The sequence below is a fragment of the Chryseobacterium sp. Marseille-Q8038 genome (assembly GCF_965111995.1).
The window spans coordinates 2,872,467-2,889,681 of the sequence record NZ_CBCOPN010000001.1 but is presented as its reverse complement, the minus strand read 5'-3'; the positions used below and the strand labels follow the sequence as shown (position 1 = coordinate 2,889,681).

The following is a 17,215-nucleotide window of genomic DNA, read 5'->3' as shown; positions in this document are numbered from 1 at the left end:
ATCTATAAAACAGGATTGTCGCCTTCGCCTCTTAATTCTCTTTCCAGTTTTTCAACATCATCAAGAGCGGTATCCAGGTAAAAGTTCAGTTGTGGAATGATACGTACCTGTTTTGCCATTTTCTGGCCAATAAAATTTCTGTATTGAGTCTTGTTTTCTTCAATCTCCTTCATGACAGCGGTACGGAATTCCTGCGGGAAAATGCTTAAATAAATCTTAGCAATTCCTAAGTCGGCAGTTACTTTTACATCTGAAACAGATACCAATATGCTCTGTTTGCTTTCTGCAGCCTGTTTGCGGAAAAGCTCTGCGAAGTCTTCCTGAATGATCTGTGCTACTTTTCTTTGTCTGTTACTTTCCATAATTTCTGCAAATTTAGTACTTTTGTTTGAATTGATACTTTGAAATTCAACTGCAGTATCAAATTTACGATTTAATTATATTTATTAATAGTTATGAAGCTAGAACATATTGGTATTGCTGTAAAGTCTTTAGGCATTTCTGATGAACTTTTTACGAAACTCTTAGGAAAAGAATCCTACAAAAAAGAAACTGTAGAGAGAGAAGGTGTGGTGACTTCTTTTTATGAAACCGGGGAGAGCAAAATCGAATTACTGGAAGCCAGCAATCCTGAAAGCCCGATCTCAAAATTCATCGATAAAAAGGGGGAAGGCATCCATCATCTGGCATTTGGGGTTGAAAATATCCTGGAAGAAGTAAAAAGATTAAAAAAAGAAGGATTTCAGTTTATCTCTGAAGAACCGAAAGAAGGTGCTGATAACAAATTAGTTGTATTCCTTCATCCAAAGTCTACCAACGGAGTACTGGTAGAACTTTGCCAAGAAAAGCAATAAAAAATTTTGTAGTGAAAGAAATTTTACTATTTTTGCAAACACAAAATTTAACCAAATTTTGAGGTCCTATAGCTCAGTTGGTTAGAGCACCTGACTCATAATCAGGTGGTCCCTGGTTCGAGCCCAGGTGGGACCACTCTAAAAATCAAGCACTTACAGAAATGTAGGTGCTTTTGTTTTGTAATGGGTCAAGGTATAGGTCAAGTTTAAAAGTAAACACAAGTAAACTGAATAATCTTTATTTAACTTCGGAAATAATGTCTGTTACTTTCAAAATAATCACACATTATATTTCTTGCTGTACTTTCCCAATCAATATAAATATAGTTGGGCAAACTTTCAGGAATACTTTCTTCTAAAATATACTGTGCAAATGTTTCATCGTCTGAATATTCACCAATATAATAATTTATTACACCATCATAAACACTTTGAAAATCCATTTTTCCAATACAATCTACATAAGCCTCAAAAATTTCAAGTTCATAGTTAGAATCATTTATTTGCTCTGCTATTTCAAATATTTCATTGGATAAATGACTTTCTGCAATTAATCCTAGCTTTTCAAAAAAAGAACAGTTTTCATAATCTTGAAACATAAATTCTGGATCGTGTTCGTCTTGGTGAAGTTCTTTCATTGCTTCTAATAGCTTGTCATAGTCTAAATAATCCGAAAGATTGAGCCATTTTCCGTAAAGGTTTCTGTTGTTGTACTTCTGATATGTTCCTACATAGATACTGCAAGAATCAAGACAATTTTTTAAATTTGTCATGTTGATAAGTTTTAAGTTGGTTTTAAAATTTATTGACTTGCCTAGCAGTACGCCAATACTTCTAGGCATTTTTTATATATATTGTGAAAATCTATGTAGAAAAAAGAACCTGAAATAGTTCTTTGCCATACTAATAAAGTCAATATTCATGCCAACTGACAGAGATTTTAATCTAAAAATTAAAGTTTTTAAAATATTTTTAAGTACAAACCGCAAAAAACAAAAACTGTCAAAAAAAGATCAATAAGACATATAGTTTAAAGAGTATAGCCAGTAGAAAATGTAAGTGGAAAATAAAAACAGATCTACAAAAACCAAATAAAGTAAAACTTACTTTTGAAAAAATGTTGACAGTTTGGGTAGGGGATAGAAAAAAGACCTCGCCTAAGGGTATACCTTTACATTCAGTGGGGAATATCCCTACACTCAAATATTTTATTGGTGTTAAATTGAGGTAAATTCTACTATAAAGGATTGCTTCATTTTTTTTATGAATTCTAGGATATATTTTGTTGCCTTTCCTTTGACCCTTGTATTTTTAAATAGCAAAATTTATCTTTTCTAGCTACATTCTTTTGAAGAAAAATTGTATTTTGAAATTTAATTATTTTAAATATAAATTACATGACACATCTAGATGGGATTATCAAATTCTATTTACAAAATGAAACTAATAATTCACTGTTAATAACGGGAGATTGGGGAGTTGGTAAAACGTATTATTACAAAAATATTTTAGAAAAAGAAATTGAGACTTTTCCCACTTATTTTGATAATAAAAAGAAATATAAATCTATAGTTGTATCATTGTTTGGTATTTCATCAATTGACGAAATACAATCACAAATACTTCTCTCGTTATATCCTATTTTAGGAAATAAAAAAGTAAAGATAAGTGCTGCAATTGCTAAAATATTCATTAAAGGAATATTGAAATTTAAAAATATAGATCAATATTATGACATTGTTTCAGAGATAGGTATTGATAAAAAGACCTTATTAATTTTAATGGTTTAGTTATTTGTTTTGATGACTTGGAAAGAATGGATCCAGACTTTAATATTGAAATTCTAATTGGATTTATAAATTCTCTAACAGAGGGCAACAATGCTAAAATAATAGTTATTGCTAATAGTGGTAAATTGGAAAAAGAAAAGTTTGATAAATTGAAAGAAAAAGTTATAGGAAATACAATTCAATTTAATCCTGATATAAAGTCTGTTTACGATAATATTATTAAAACCAAATTCAGTGGAGACATGTTCTATACAGATTTTTTGAAAAGAGAAGAAAAATTCTTTTTGGAGGTATTTGAAACCAATTCTAATAATCTCCGAACCCTCAATTTTATCCTACTTTATTTCAAACAAGTTTTTTATTTAATAGAACTCATCTCTAATCAACATAAATTTTTGAAGCAGAATAAAAATAGTATATTGAAAAAGGCTCTCAGATTTATTATTAGTGTTTCTATTGAATATAGAAATGGTGATTTATCCAGTGATAATAAACAAGATGTTAGTGATTCAAAAAATAGTTTAACTGCCATTGCTATAAGGAAATTAAGTCTAAAAAGAGCTATACAAAATAGTAATAACAAAGCGCAAGAATATAAACAAACATATACAGAAATTTTTCTTGAAAAATATTATAAAGACACAGAATATCATTTTTTTGAATCTATTTATAATTTTATTATTGGAAAGAAAATTTTTGAAAGCGAGGATTTCTTGGAGGATTTAAAAACAATATATAATATTGAAGATCAAAATATTCCCGAACACTATTTAGTTTTCAATAAGTTGAGCCCTTCTAATATTTTTGATTTAAATGATAAAGAATATAGACAATTGACAAAGCAATTATTAATATATACAGATCAGGGAGTTTACAAACTTGGTGATTATTCAACTATCTTTTACTATTTAGCAAGATTTGATAATCCTTTAAAATTTAAATCTTTAGAAACCTTAGAAAAAAGAGTTATAATGGGGATAAAGAAGGGGATAAATAATTATGTATTTATTCCTCACCTTGAGATGTTTCTTAAAGTTGACAAAAAATCTGAATTCTTTAAAAACTTTACAGCAATTAAAAATGCTTGTCTTGAAATTAATGAAAAAATAAGATTAAAAAATATTCTTCTTGAAGCTGAGAATCTTGAAAATCTATATTATACTGATTTTAAACTTTTTGACCATAAACTTACTAACAAAGATAGCGCTTGGTCATCATCATCCATCCTAAACCATTTTAATGTTCAAAAATTTTATAACTTCTTTATTAATGCAAATAATTTGACTAAATGGGAAATTGTTAAATTGATTCAATATCGATATTCATCAAATTCCTTTGGAAGTTTTATTGAAGAAATTTCATTTTTAAAGCAATTACAAATAAGGATTCAAAAAAAGTAAAAAATATTTCTAAAAATGGGTTAGATTATTTCGTTTATACTGAATTTAATAAGTTACTTTTAAGCTTAACGCAATAAATTGACTTTATATTTCTATAATTAATCTTATAAATAAATGGCAAGAAAAAAGCAACGAGTGCTACAGCATATAATGGAAGACGAATCCTATCAAATTATTAAAGCTCTTATTCCAAAGGAGAATGTTATTAGAGAATTTAACAGACCTGATTATGGAATTGATTTAGTAATTGAGCTTTTTGATAAAATAGAAGAAAATATATACGAGACACTTGGTGAATTTATTTTTGTACAGGTAAAATCAATAAAAAGAGCAGAAATTAAACGAGATAAAATTTTTCCTGTTGGTAACGTGGCAAAAGGAAAATGGAATGAAGATAAATCAAAATATATTGAGCTTGATGTCATAAAATACAGTATGGATACCAATTCTATATATACAATTCAAACTTTAGGAGGGAGTGTATCTGTATTACTATTTTTAGTTGATATTTTTAATCAAGATACTTACTTCTTATGCCTTAATGATTATATTGATAAAATTATTCTTCCTCGAAATCCCAATTATGGTGAACAAGAATATTACACAATAAAAATACCCATATTAAATAATTTGAAGGATAAACTTGTTAGCAATAATGCATTTAAGTTTTATGGAAAACGAGCAAAACTCCTTTCAGCATTTTCTAAATTTTCTTACCAAAAAAATGAGATTTCTCATTTGTTAAAAATTAAAGATTTTCCAGTAATAACAATGAGAGATGAATTAGAAAAAAATAAAGAAATTTCAGATATTGAACTTTACCAACAAGCACTATTTTTTATAGACCAGATTGATAAATTAGATATTTGGAATCATAATGAATGGGAAATCTTACCTGTAATGAAAAATAATTTAGATGAATTAAGGATGTTTTTGGAGCAGGATATATTCGATGCGAAGGAAGCTAGAGAAAAAATACTTGTTATGTGGCATCAATTATCGAATTTAGGAACAATATATGAAGATTTATCTAGAGAATGGTATTTACCAAAATTTATAAGTTTATTATCATCATATCCCGAAGAACCTACCATTAAAAAAAGTAAAAAATAAAATAGCTTAATCAATTTAATAACATTCATGATAAAAGAGTGATAACCGAATTACCTATCAGTAATTTATCATCACTCTTTAGATTTAGTTTATATTTTTTTATAGCCTTCAACAAACTCTATATAATTTTTAGAAGTATGAATTAAATGAAAATACCTTTGGACAAATCTATTCTTATCCTTTATATAGTCACTATAACTAATTATTTCGTCCACCAATCCTGTGAGAGCCAATATAAATAATATGGGAAAAGCTGGAATAAGTAGAATACACCACCAGTACTTTTTCAAAATTGCTGTTGAAGGATTTTCGGGGATTGGTGGAAGGCTTCTTTTTAATTGCACATATTCATTCTCCGAAACTGGACTGTAGGGTTTTGTAAAATAATACCTGTATTGTTTAACTTTATGAATTGCCATAATTATATTATTTTACTTAGAAACTGTATCAAAAGGATTCTCTCCTGCACCCATAAAAACTGTCCCCATACGTTTATACTTCATTGGCTTGCCTGCTACGCATACCGAATACATTCCGTTTCCTTTCTGTTCTGAAATTCTTAAAAAGATTACATCTTTCTCGGTACAGTCATTTTCAACAGCAATATGCTTTCTTAAATCTTCAATGGTAGCATCAGCACGTTTTAACCATGATTGGATTTTTTTGTCAGGCTGAGGTTCTTGATAATTTTTAGGAAGATCACACTTGTTGTCCTTTTCTGTCTGTTGGGCAAATGCAATTGCTGAAACTGTTATCAATAATGCTGATAAAAACTTTTTCATATAATTTAATTTTTGAATTTATGATTAGCTTCTCGGTAAACAGCTTTTCTGAAAAATAGAAAAGCAAGTGGTTCTCACTTGCTCTAGTTCTGAAGGCTCGGCAAAGCCTATGTTACATAGAAACATGATAAGCCACTTGCCATATGACAAGTGTGCTGAACTGTTTGCATTTTGTAACATTTTAGAATTTTGCCGATTCACAGAACAAAAGCAAAAGTTTTTACACTTTTATTTTCCGATAAAATTTGAATTACAAATATATAAATTTTGATTCAATCTTTAGAAGTCATCAATATTTATGGTATTTTCTTCACCAAGCCAAGCTATTGCAGTGTTTATAACAGATGGTTGCGGATTATGATAGAAAACAGCTAGTTTTTCTTTAGAACGAGTACAGCATACATAAAATATTTTTTCCGTTCTTTCTTTTATTTTAGGATAACTTGACAATTTTGATTTTGTTTTTGATTTTCCTTCAACTAAAGATTTATACACTGTACCATCATCAAAAACATATTCAAAATTATAATTATTCCAACCTCCTCTATCTAATATAACAAGGACTTTTTCAAATTCTCTTCCTTTTGTTTTGTGTTGGGTTGAGAACGGAATAAACCCTTCTAAATAATTATAAATTAGTAAATTCAAGAATATTTAACCTTAGAAATTCTATTATAAACATATCGCTTATTTTGTATAAACTCATAGAGTTTATCGTCAGCATAAACGAATTTATATTCATCTGCTTTTTCAATTACATCACCAATCGTTTTTTCATCAGTTTTTGAAAGAGGCTTCTATATGATCTTGTAATATTTTCTTGTCTTCAATTGAATTAATCTTATAATCTGTAATTTTCAAAAATTCATTATATCTCTTTTCATTGTATAGCCTTATACAATTTTGGATTTAAATAAATGTTTTAATAAGTTATCTCTTTTTGTTCCTTTCTTGATTAAGTCTTTTTCATTTTGTTTTTTATCGTCCGTAAGAATATCACTATTTAAGTAAATTTTTCTAAACAAATTAAACTTATATGATTTAGCTTTGTTAAATAGATCAATATTTGCATTAATGAAGTCAGACATTTTACCACCATTAGGAACTTGCCCAGATTTTTCTATTGCATCTCCAAAAGTATCATTTTCATCTATTTGAATTTGTGGGTTATTTTTTAAGAAGACATCAACAAGATATTTATATTCTAATATTTGGTCATTGTTATAAATGTCCATTAAGGATCAAATTGAGATTCTTTTGCATTGAAGTTATGAGTTAGATTTAACTCTTTTACTTTAAATTCCCTTCTTTATCATATAAGTAAAATCCCATTCTAAATATTTTCTAACTTTATCCAAATTATTTTTCCGCAGAATATAAAAATCTAATTTCCCCTTCCTTAATTGTGCCATCTTCATTCATATTTGGGGGAATAGGGTTTGTTTTTTCCAATTGCGGTAATTGCTCTAGACCATCATTTCTTATTTTATTAGCTAAATTAATTACATTCAGTGGACTTCTTCTGTTTTCTAGCTACCTTAACTTCTTGAACCAAACCACCCGCATTTTCTTTATACTTATTTAAATCTCCGATACCATCTTCATAAATAGATTGCATTGCATCTCCGAAAAACCTATTATATTCTTTTTTTGAACCCTTTCTGAAATGATCTAGAAAAATCCTTATAACTAATTCGCTAGTATCCTGATACTCATCAATCAATATAAAATTAAATTTGTCTTTGATTATATCACATAATTTTTCATAGTTTTCAAATAAATATTCAGCAATTACTAATAATTCATCATGTGAAATTATTCCTTTAGATAAATTTAGATTTTCCATATATCTAACACCTTCGGAAAACATTTCTAAACTAGGATTTTCTATATTTATTTTTTCTGCAAAGGATTATTAGCTAGGGTAACTATTGCATATTTTAATTCGCTTTGAAAATTTTTTATACAATCCCATAAGAAGTCGTGAATGGTTAAAACCTGTAAATTTTCATGATCTATACGCTCTTCAATTTCTTTAACAGCAGAATTTGTATATGTGATACAAGCAATCTTATGATTTGGGAACTTATCAATTATTCCAATTATACACTGCACTAATGTATATGTTTTTCCACTTCCCGCTCCCCCGCTTAATAAGAAATTATCTCCTTTTTCTATATGATCAAAAATTTGATCTATTTCATTTTTTAATTCTCTTTCAACCATAACAAACCTTCTTTTATATATTCAGGAATTTCCCAATTAGAATAATCATCATTACTATGATATAAGATATCTAAAGCAAAATGGGTTTTTTTATTAATACATTCATTTGCTAGATCATAAGAATCCTTTATTTTCATCATCAAAATGTCTAGGATTTTTAACTCCTTTGAAACTATCTATTTTATAACTAAATTTTTATTTTGTGGTATAACTAAAGTCTTCAAAGCTTCTTGCAGTATATCCTTCATAATCAGTTTGATAAATTAATACATGTAGTTCCGTTTTCATTTTGAATCCATTTATCATCTGTTTTAATTAAACATTTATCTTTTAATGTAAGAGATTTTAATTCTTCGAGAGTTTTATTATTTAAGAAAAATCTAAGTGCTGGGTTTGAGTAATCTTCTCCTATTGCCGCTCTGCAAGCTTCGTTAACTATTATTTCTTCATTCTTTTTATTTAGTTTTTTGACCCTTGTGTACTGTCTAAATCTGTAAGAATAAGAGTTTTTACACCTATAAAGTCTATAAAAAGTTCAAATATCTCAGAATAAGCTCCAACCTCGATGATTGAAATATTTTGAGATAATAGTGGGATTTTTTTGTCTTCTTTATCAAGTGAGATAGCTCGATGTCTATTTTCTTCATTATTGTTGGTAGAAGTATGCGTTCCGTGTCTCCCTCTATTAAAATAGCTTTGTCAGCAAAAAAAAAATTTCTGCCCTACTTATAGTAAGATATTGTTTAGAAATTGATATTGTTTTCCAGTTTCATCATATGAGTTTTTTTAAATCCTTTAAATTTTTAAGAAGTTATAGTATCTGTCTTTTCCAGAGTATTTAATTTCATCAAAATCACTATCTGCAACAATATGAGAAGAATGTGTAGAAATTATTGTTTGTAAACTACAGCAAATCTCAAATTCTATGTTATCAATGTTTTTAATTTTTTTTGATATTTTATCTCCCACAATTGTTCTAATATTTTTTATAAAAACATATTGCATCTGTGGAGTGAGTATGTGCTTCTGGTTCTTCTATAAATAATAAATTAATATCTGCAGGAGCTTCTAATAAAGATCTTTTGAAACTCATATTTTTATTTCAATTTCAAAGATCATACTTATAAGATTTAGGTATCCCAAACCATTATAGTGCTCTGGTAGATCTCTGACAGTTTTCATGTTTATAATAAACAGTTGTATTTACCTTTTTAAAAGTTCTCTAAGGACTGTATTGTCAAGCACACACTCAATACTGTAGTTCATTTTCACGTATTCCACCTAGACTTTTTATTTTCTCAATTATATCTTCGAAAAAGACTTTGTAAATTTTTGATAGTTCTTCATCAGTATTAATTATAGTATCATGAAAATCATCTATTTTCTTAGCTTCATTTTCATCATTTTCTTTTTCTTTCATATATCTTTGAAGTTTGTAATGATAATGTTTTATCTGTTTCTTTATTAGTAACATCTCTTCTAGCTGAAATGTATTTAAAGCTAATAAAATCAGAGATTTTCAAGTCTTCAATTAATATATAGTTATCCTCAATTATTTTTTGTGAAGTCTTGTCATAGAAAATTGATTTTCCTAGTTTCAAAATATTTTTGATAATGTAATTTGAAAAATTCCGAAAATCCTTTTACATTATATTTTTAAAAGGAGGCTCATGGCTTCTCTTATCAGCTTTTTTAACATTTTCACGATGTCTATATTGTGCTAAATCTTTCCTGATTCCCTAAATAATTTTTATAACTTAAATAATAATCAAATCCTAATACAATATGGTTATTTTTCGGGATCAAGATCTAACATTAATTTTTGAATATTGATGAAACTATCAGTATTATTATACAATACTAATATTCTTAATGAAATACCATTGTAGCATTTCAGATACTCTTCTTCAGAAAGGCTCTGTAGGATCTTCAATAAGAATTTGCAATTGTTGTTTTAAAGGACAAATTAAAGTCTTCAATTGAAAAAATTATTCTTATCACTTTGATTTAAAAATTTATCCAGAACTGTAAGAATAGAAGTTTTACGAGTTATTTTTCCCTATAACCAACGAAATTTCATCTTCTAAATCAATTTGAAAATCAGAGAGTATTCTAAAGTTTTTAATAAAAGTTTTTTTATATTCATGGTTATTAATATTTTAAACTTTTAAATTTTAGGGAAGAATTTGAAATTCAATATTGGTTATGCTTATATTTTTATTTTTTTTCATTTCAGTATTTTTTAATTTTTTCGATTTGGAGTTATAATTATTTTATAATTTCCAATTTTTCTATTATTCGAGTGACAACCTTTTATAAGAAGGTATTTATCATTTTCATATACCATTTCATCAAATTTTGCCTTAAACACAGTTGGATACAAATCACAACCGGTGTACTTTCAATAAAAGTTACTACAACCCAATTAAATGTATCTGCAAAAGATATTATGACCTTCGTTTTAATATCTATACTATTTAAATATGTATTTATTGATATATCAGCGTTAAAAATTTCATGTTCTTCTAAGTTTTGTTCGCTAAAGAAATTTATTAATTTCATCTATACTAGAATAAGGGTGCTTCATAATTCTGTTAAAATTAAATTTTACTTAATTCATATTTAATTCTATAGAGAAGATTATTTTAAAATTAAATCTAAAGTTCACCTGATACGATTGTAGTTTCTTTGGATTTTGCAAGGTCAAAAATATTTTTAATTTTGGGATCCACTCATATTATCAATATTTATAGCAATCAAATAATTAATTTCATCTAATTGTTTATCAAGATAGTTATCTAAACTTACTTTATCCAACATCTCAATTTCATTTTCTTTTTCGTAATTAAGCGATATTAATTGCTTCTTTAATTCTTCTAATGTGTAATTCATGGATTTTATAATTTTTTATTTCGATTATTATACTTCAAATAATCACTAAATTAAATAAATATCATTACAAATCAATTTCTAAATATGAGATACTTATATTTATGTCCTAACTTAGGTGAAGTAATATGGATTTATCTTTAAGTATTTGCAATATTTTGATATTCAAATAAGGCACATTTACTGGAGAGCTGAATAATTAATTTTGTAGATATTTATGTAAAAATAATTAGTTTTATATACTAAATCTATGATCAACGTCTAATATTACTATTTAAACTAATAACTAATACACAATGAAAAAACATGATTTTGTACAAGGTTCTTTATTTGAAGAAGATTTTTATTGAGAACATTGGGCAATTTAGGATCTCAACCTGACATTGCTTTAACTGAACTAGTTGCAAATGCGTGGGATGCAGGAGCAACTGAAGAGTCGATGTTTTGCTTGCCAGATGAGTATGGGCAGCCACTAATCATAAAAGATAATGGTACTGGATTAACTGCTGATGAATTCAAAAGGCTCGTTGGATGAAACTTGGGTACAACAGATTGAAAAATCAAGGAAAAAAAGTTGAATTTTAGAAATTATAGATCCTAAAAAGAGTTATATGGTCGAAACGGTGTTGGAAGACATGGATTACTATGTTTTAATGATGAATATAAAATAATCACTAATAAAGATGGCAAGGAATCGACATTTACTATTACTACAAAAGATGATACAGAGCCATTTATAATAAAAAAGGAACAATTTGCAAAATCAAGATATCCTGGGACAAAATTGGAAGTAATTGTTAAAAAAAATATTCCCAAATCTTCTGAAATAAATAATATTATTTCCGCTAGATTTTACATGATCCTAATTTTAAAATTTCTATAAATAAAAAAATAATTAATTTAGAAAATCATTCGGGCGTAGTTAAAACAATTCCAATTGAAATAGAGAAATGTAGTTTCATTATAAGTTTAATAGATACTAAAAAATCAAGAAAAAACACGCTTTATCAAGGTGTGGCAATTTGGCAATCGGGTAGATTAATTGGTGAACCGTCATGGGCGTTGGGAACAAATATTATTTTAGATGGGAGAACGCAGGAAGCAAAAATATTCTGTTATTATTCAAACAAATGATCTCGAAAGTTATATTAGAGAAGATTGGTCTGGCTTCAAAAAAAGTAGAGACTTAGATTTTATTTTTGAAAAACTGTCGGAAGAAATAGGAATTATTTTTAACGAAATTGCAATAGAAAATGTTGAAGAAACAAAGAAAATTGTTAAGCAAAACTATAATAAAGATTATGCATCTCTTACACCATTGGCAAAATATGAATTTAATGAAGCATTAGATCATATTACTAAAACAAACCCAACTGCTAAGCAAGAATCAATTAATCTTGCAATGGAAACATTGATTAATTTAGAGAATACGGAATGGTTCTGAATTCTTCAAAAGATCTCTACACTTACAAGCGAAGATATAAATGGTTTGAATAAGCTTCTGGATAATTGGTCAATAAAAGATGCTTTAATTGTTTTAGATGAAATTGATAAAAGAATTTCTGTTATAGAATCCATAGAAAATTTTATCATCCGACAAGACAGTTGATGAGCTTCATGTTTTACATCCACTAATTGCTAGTGCGAGATGGATATTTGGTCCTGAATACGACTCTCAGAATATTCCTACACAATAATCGATTATACTACAGTATGAAAGTTTTTGGAAAGAAAGTCATTAAAGGATAATTTCAACAATAACAAAAAAAGACCAGATATCGTTGTAATGGGAGATTCCACCTTTTCAATAAAATTGTATTAATGATTATGATACTGAAACAAGTATTTCAAATATCAAAAAAGTTTTAATTATAGAATTAAAGAAGATATAAACTCGGCGGAAAAATCAAACATTGAGTTTAATGAAGATTTTATGAACTGTGGAACTCTACTTGGGAAATCCTTACATAAATGCATTTTTAGTTGGCGAATCATTTTCAGAAAAGATACAACCTAATCATACCGTTTCAAACTCTAATAATGTTGAAATGGGTAAAGTTCAAATTTGTTTATTTTTGCTCAAATTGTAGACTCTTCTGAAGAAAGATTATTTAACCTCAGAGATAAACTTTCTGAACGATACTCAGAGTTTACAGAACAAGATATATTAAGTACTCAGAAAAAAATTGTAATCTAATTTTTGTTTATCAATAAAATATTCTACAATTAATTTTATAATTATAACAAAACATAAGCTAATAACCTGAAATGAGTATACAATTATCTGGACCAAAAGGTTATGAATATCAATACCGAGTTACAGTATTAAATGCATTATTTCTGAGAAAATAATTCTACAAAGATGTATGTGTAGAAAAAATAGGGAGTGAAAGTGCTTTAATAGAAATTGAAAATGAAGATTCTACTAAGCAGTTTATTGAAATACAAGTCAAGGAGGAATTTTAGGAATACCTCAATTAATAAAGTGGCTGTGCCATTTTGAGGAACGTACAAGCAATAATAATCTATTACAGAAGCTTATAGATAATGAAAATACTAAAAAGTTATATTTGTAACTCGTTCAAGATGTAGTGATTCTGTGTATTTTTAAAAAAAGACTATAACAAAATAAATGATTCCGCTGCTGTTCTTACTTCTAAAGAATTATCAAGTTTTTTTGAAGGAACTTAAAAAAATAAAAATAGGAGATACTGACCTTAATAAAAAAAGGAAACGAATTTTGTTATAACCAAGCATTGAAGCTTAACCATAAAATGGTTAAAGATTTATTGGGAAGATGTATAATTGTAGAAGAATTCACTGATGAAAAGGTCGACACGGCAGTTTTACAATATTTAAATAGCAAATGCCAAATTGCGCAATCAAAAACTGAAGAAAATTTATCTGAAATTGATACAGGTTGTATTAGGTGGAAGAGATGAAGGATTTGATATTAGTAAAAGGATAAAAGAACTTTTAGAATTAAATAAGATAGGAAATCCATTTGTTGATCCATTATATAAAACCCGAAATGAAGAGAAAAGTTTATTACTAAAACTTGAAAAAGATTATGTCTTATTATTGACAGGTACTTCATTGTGTGGTAAGACTGAGTTGGCAAAAAAAATATCTGAGAGTTTTTGTCTTGAAGGGCTATAATTATTTTATTCACGATGAAATTGCTAATATCAAAAAATTTCTGCAAACCAATATTTTAGATAATAAAATAGTAATTCCTATCAGACCCTTTTGGTCATGTTGAACTAAAGATAAATTTACGGAAATATTAAAAAGTATTGGAGTTATTAGATACTAAAGAAAAGCATCATTTATTAATAATAACAGTCGTATAGAACTTTTGTTTGATGTGAATAATACCAAAACGATAGAAGAATGTTCAATTGGGAAAGTAAATTGGTTTGATTTAACTCTTCATGATATAGAAACTTTGCTTCCTTTTTGGGAGTTTATATCAAAGGAGAATTCATTGACAAAAAATATTTTTGAAACAGTTGAAAAAGGTATAATAGAATCACAAAATGAAAGCCAGCTTCAAATTGGACAGCTTAGATATTTAGCAAGTGAGGATATAGAAAAATTAGAGGGTAAAAATTTTAGTGAACTAGTACATATTGCTAAAAGTAATTCTAGAGAGATTGCCAATCAACTGGAAACATCAAATCTATCTTCAACACAATTGTTATCAATACTATCTGTATCATCCTCTTCAGTTTATGGAGTTGATTTCAAAAGATTTAGTATATATCTATTCTTCAGATACTGAATTGCCTTCAAGCTTAGGAGAAGATGTATATATTCACTCCCTAGACGAAAACGAATCTGATTTTCCTTCTTATTCTGAAAATTTCACTCCAAGTATACAGCTTAAAAAAGATTTAGGTTATCTAGAAAAAGAAATTTAATTTCAATTAAAAAACAAATAGTTATCACAACCCACTCAAATTTTTTAAGTGCAGGACTAAATCTTTTTCTCGATAAAAGCACTATTTATCTTGAAGAGAAATTAGACCTATACAAAAAAAGTATTTTCCTGCCTTAATGAACAAACAGCTTTGTGCTTCAAAGAAATTTATTCTTTATCTATAATCAGATTAATCCTGAATTTAGATCGCAAGTAATAGAATTAAGTTTAAAGCTTTAAATTCTATTTTTCCAGCAGTTGAAGATAATTCCCTTTTATTTTTAACAAAAATAATTGGAGACTTAAATATAGAGCAACAAGAAAAAATAATCTTTAAAATACAAAAAGGAGGAACTGATTATTATGATATTGAATGGTATAACAATCAAATACCATTTAAAACGAATGGTGGAGGCGGCATGAAAAACTTGTCCTTAAGCTTGGATAAAAGCAAAGTGTCTGGAAGTCGAAAATAAATTGAAACAAAAAGAATTTCCGTCAAGCTATGAAATTTGGGGGTATATTAAAACACAAAAAAAGGAAAGAATGCTATTGATAAAGAAATTTTGTAATACTTCTGCAAGTAAAAGGGCTTTTATAAGGTCTGAAATTATACGAAATTTTTAGAAACCAAAATATTTTAGATGAAAAATTTATAGAGTTTCTTTTTTAAAGATGAGCATCCTACAGTTATATTTAATTTAATAAGTGCTGTAATACAAAATTGGTTTTAATTTTTCAGAAGAATTGAAAGTTATATGTAATAGCCTAATCGTTAAATCTTTAAATCGAACTGATGTGGCTATTAGAGCTTATGAAGTTATAGCAACATTTTCAATTGATTACGGGAGTGAATCAATTATTGAATGGAAAAAATTTAATCAAAAACAAATTGTAGAATTATGGAATTTGTGGGGTGTTATTTATCCGCAAATTATAAATAATATTCCCTTAAAAATTTATTTAAATGGGGCTAGGTTTAGTTCAACCATGTCTACAGCTACTAAATATATAGATATCAAATAGGTATGGAGGTTTTGAATGCTTGGTATAAAGAATAGATTTTCAAATTTCAAAAAATAAAATTATTGACGAATATGAAATGTCTATAATGGAAGATTTGTTGGCATTAACTAAAAATAATTCAGAAATTAGAAAGAGAATCTTTTTCAAATTTAATTAATTATTATGATACTAGTTTCTTATTATCTAATTTAAAATGGGCATTAAATAATTGGGAATATATAGTTCAATTAGAAAAAGAACAAATTTTTACAATATTAGACGGTAATAGAATGGATCTACGTTGGATTAAGGCTGTTATATTAACTACAGAAAATCCACCAAAGAGTTGACTGAAAAATTTTAGGGAATATTGATTTATTTAATGAAAGAACGTAACAAGTTTTTCTATCAAATGTAAACGATAGTCTGTTATGTGACTGTTTAAATGTTTTCTGCGGATTTCCCCAACCTTTATGGTGGTTAGCCTTACATCATAAAAATCGTAATTTCTGGTTTGAAATTATGTATAAAATTCTCCTAAATGAAAATAATGCAGGTTTCAAAATTTGTTTAGAAAATTTTATAGGTAATGGAGTTATTGGATTTACTCAAGAATGGAAAGAATGGAACTTTATGGGATATTATTTGTAATAATTCTTCTGAAAAGAATACTATTTGAAGACTTTTATACAATACAGCAAATGCTACTTGCAACTTGGCATCGGCTAAAAAGATGTGGACAAAATTAATTAAAACCTTTGACTCTCACGATCAATCAAATATAATTGATTGTTTAATTTTTGGAGAACCTTGAGATCTTACAACAAACTGGGCATGGAAACGAAGATATATTTAAAATTTTTGAAGAACAATTTTTGTTTAAAAGAATTATTCCGAAAATCTCCCCAGATAATGTCATTCGTCAAATTATTGATTTAATTCAAAGAGATCAGTATAACGATATGGCATTCAAATTTTACGAAAAAATTACCGAAGAGCATAATACGAGATTTTTGGGGAACACTCACATATGCAAAGAATGGTACAGATCTTCAAGAAGAAGAAAATCAAAAAGTCATAGAAGCTATAAAAAATGAATAACAAGATATATGATTCAGGAAGAACACAAATAGACAAATGGATATTTATTATAAATTAGATAATTGGATAGGAATTAATTGATTTATAATTAACTTGTAGTTGTAATAAAGAAAACCTCCAATGTTGAGTCTTA

At 27.3% G+C, this 17,215-nt stretch carries 21 protein-coding genes, 1 tRNA gene and 1 pseudogene; 10 read left to right on the top strand and 13 right to left on the bottom strand.

Annotated elements, in window-relative coordinates:
* Window positions 1-2: 2 nt before the first annotated feature.
* Window positions 3-362 (bottom strand): 30S ribosome-binding factor RbfA, encoded by a 360-nt coding sequence (gene rbfA / locus ACWPWS_RS13470; RefSeq protein WP_209785966.1) that lies wholly within the window; start codon window positions 360-362, stop codon window positions 3-5.
* 93 nt (window positions 363-455) lie between these two features.
* Between rbfA and mce the strand changes: the two genes are divergently transcribed.
* Both mce and ACWPWS_RS13460 read left to right on the top strand, forming a co-directional pair.
* Entirely contained in the window at window positions 456-854 is a 399-nt protein-coding gene (gene mce / locus ACWPWS_RS13465; protein ID WP_105684333.1) for a methylmalonyl-CoA epimerase, read from the top strand.
* 62 nt (window positions 855-916) lie between these two features.
* Window positions 917-990: transfer RNA gene (locus ACWPWS_RS13460), tRNA-Ile, on the top strand.
* Between the two features lie 106 nt (window positions 991-1,096).
* Here the strand turns inward: ACWPWS_RS13460 and ACWPWS_RS13455 are convergent.
* Window positions 1,097-1,696: an antirestriction protein ArdA gene (locus ACWPWS_RS13455; RefSeq protein ID WP_454046833.1), complete on the bottom strand. Its 600-nt coding sequence runs from the start codon at window positions 1,694-1,696 to the stop codon at window positions 1,097-1,099.
* A gap of 555 nt (window positions 1,697-2,251) precedes the next feature.
* On the opposite strand from ACWPWS_RS13455, the gene ACWPWS_RS13450 reads away from it, so the two are divergent.
* The 3 genes from ACWPWS_RS13450 to ACWPWS_RS13440 all read left to right on the top strand — a co-directional run bounded on the left by ACWPWS_RS13450 (window position 2,252) and on the right by ACWPWS_RS13440 (window position 5,157).
* Window positions 2,252-2,644 carry a P-loop NTPase fold protein gene (locus ACWPWS_RS13450; protein ID WP_454046832.1) on the top strand — a complete coding sequence of 131 codons (393 nt, stop codon included), beginning with the start codon at window positions 2,252-2,254 and terminating at the stop codon, window positions 2,642-2,644.
* A 26-nt stretch (window positions 2,645-2,670) separates the two neighbouring features.
* On the top strand, window positions 2,671-4,044 hold the full coding sequence (locus ACWPWS_RS13445; protein ID WP_454046831.1) for a hypothetical protein: 1,374 nt from the start codon (window positions 2,671-2,673) through the stop codon (window positions 4,042-4,044).
* A 114-nt stretch (window positions 4,045-4,158) separates the two neighbouring features.
* Window positions 4,159-5,157 carry a DUF4365 domain-containing protein gene (locus tag ACWPWS_RS13440; protein WP_454046830.1) on the top strand — a complete coding sequence of 333 codons (999 nt, stop codon included), beginning with the start codon at window positions 4,159-4,161 and terminating at the stop codon, window positions 5,155-5,157.
* A gap of 89 nt (window positions 5,158-5,246) precedes the next feature.
* Here ACWPWS_RS13440 and ACWPWS_RS13435 read toward each other — a convergent pair whose 3' ends face one another.
* The 11 genes and pseudogenes from ACWPWS_RS13435 to ACWPWS_RS13385 form a co-directional block, all read right to left on the bottom strand.
* Window positions 5,247-5,576, bottom strand: coding sequence for a hypothetical protein (locus ACWPWS_RS13435; protein WP_454046829.1), 330 nt, complete (start codon window positions 5,574-5,576; stop codon window positions 5,247-5,249).
* A gap of 12 nt (window positions 5,577-5,588) precedes the next feature.
* Window positions 5,589-5,939: a hypothetical protein gene (locus ACWPWS_RS13430; protein ID WP_454046828.1), complete on the bottom strand. Its 351-nt coding sequence runs from the start codon at window positions 5,937-5,939 to the stop codon at window positions 5,589-5,591.
* Window positions 5,940-6,218: 279 nt separating this feature from the next.
* Entirely contained in the window at window positions 6,219-6,587 is a 369-nt protein-coding gene (locus ACWPWS_RS13425) for a hypothetical protein (RefSeq protein WP_454046827.1), read from the bottom strand.
* Window positions 6,588-6,832: 245 nt separating this feature from the next.
* On the bottom strand, window positions 6,833-7,174 hold the full coding sequence (locus ACWPWS_RS13420) for a hypothetical protein (protein ID WP_454046826.1): 342 nt from the start codon (window positions 7,172-7,174) through the stop codon (window positions 6,833-6,835).
* A 263-nt stretch (window positions 7,175-7,437) separates the two neighbouring features.
* Window positions 7,438-7,785 (bottom strand): UvrD-helicase domain-containing protein, encoded by a 348-nt coding sequence (locus ACWPWS_RS13415; protein WP_454046825.1) that lies wholly within the window; start codon window positions 7,783-7,785, stop codon window positions 7,438-7,440.
* Between the two features lie 47 nt (window positions 7,786-7,832).
* Window positions 7,833-8,165: a UvrD-helicase domain-containing protein gene (locus tag ACWPWS_RS13410; protein ID WP_454046824.1), complete on the bottom strand. Its 333-nt coding sequence runs from the start codon at window positions 8,163-8,165 to the stop codon at window positions 7,833-7,835.
* A complete protein-coding gene (locus ACWPWS_RS13405; protein ID WP_454046823.1) occupies window positions 8,147-8,305 on the bottom strand; it encodes a hypothetical protein in 159 nt (52 codons plus the stop codon). Before ACWPWS_RS13405 ends, ACWPWS_RS13410 begins: the two co-directional genes overlap by 19 nt.
* 384 nt (window positions 8,306-8,689) lie before the next feature.
* Window positions 8,690-8,863, bottom strand: a pseudogene (locus tag ACWPWS_RS13400) (TOPRIM nucleotidyl transferase/hydrolase domain-containing protein); the annotation flags it as partial.
* A 551-nt stretch (window positions 8,864-9,414) separates the two neighbouring features.
* Window positions 9,415-9,585, bottom strand: coding sequence for a hypothetical protein (locus tag ACWPWS_RS13395; protein WP_454046822.1), 171 nt, complete (start codon window positions 9,583-9,585; stop codon window positions 9,415-9,417).
* Between the two features lie 622 nt (window positions 9,586-10,207).
* Window positions 10,208-10,291, bottom strand: coding sequence for a hypothetical protein (locus tag ACWPWS_RS13390; protein ID WP_454046901.1), 84 nt, complete (start codon window positions 10,289-10,291; stop codon window positions 10,208-10,210).
* Between the two features lie 589 nt (window positions 10,292-10,880).
* Complete coding sequence (locus ACWPWS_RS13385) at window positions 10,881-11,057, bottom strand: hypothetical protein (RefSeq protein ID WP_454046821.1); 177 nt, start codon at window positions 11,055-11,057, stop codon at window positions 10,881-10,883.
* Between the two features lie 343 nt (window positions 11,058-11,400).
* Here ACWPWS_RS13385 and ACWPWS_RS13380 point away from each other — a divergent pair, with 343 nt between their 5' ends.
* From ACWPWS_RS13380 to ACWPWS_RS13360, 5 genes are all read left to right on the top strand, one after another.
* Complete coding sequence (locus ACWPWS_RS13380; protein ID WP_454046820.1) at window positions 11,401-11,589, top strand: ATP-binding protein; 189 nt, start codon at window positions 11,401-11,403, stop codon at window positions 11,587-11,589.
* Window positions 11,590-12,138: 549 nt separating this feature from the next.
* Window positions 12,139-12,498, top strand: coding sequence for a hypothetical protein (locus tag ACWPWS_RS13375; protein ID WP_454046819.1), 360 nt, complete (start codon window positions 12,139-12,141; stop codon window positions 12,496-12,498).
* 1,466 nt (window positions 12,499-13,964) lie between these two features.
* A complete protein-coding gene (locus ACWPWS_RS13370; RefSeq protein ID WP_454046818.1) occupies window positions 13,965-14,213 on the top strand; it encodes a hypothetical protein in 249 nt (82 codons plus the stop codon).
* Window positions 14,214-14,421: 208 nt separating this feature from the next.
* Entirely contained in the window at window positions 14,422-14,838 is a 417-nt protein-coding gene (locus ACWPWS_RS13365) for a hypothetical protein (RefSeq protein ID WP_454046817.1), read from the top strand.
* A gap of 936 nt (window positions 14,839-15,774) precedes the next feature.
* The gene (locus ACWPWS_RS13360) at window positions 15,775-16,002 is read left to right on the top strand and encodes a hypothetical protein (RefSeq protein ID WP_454046816.1); all 228 of its coding nucleotides are present in this window, start codon (window positions 15,775-15,777) and stop codon (window positions 16,000-16,002) included.
* The last annotated feature ends 1,213 nt before the right edge of the window (window positions 16,003-17,215 follow it).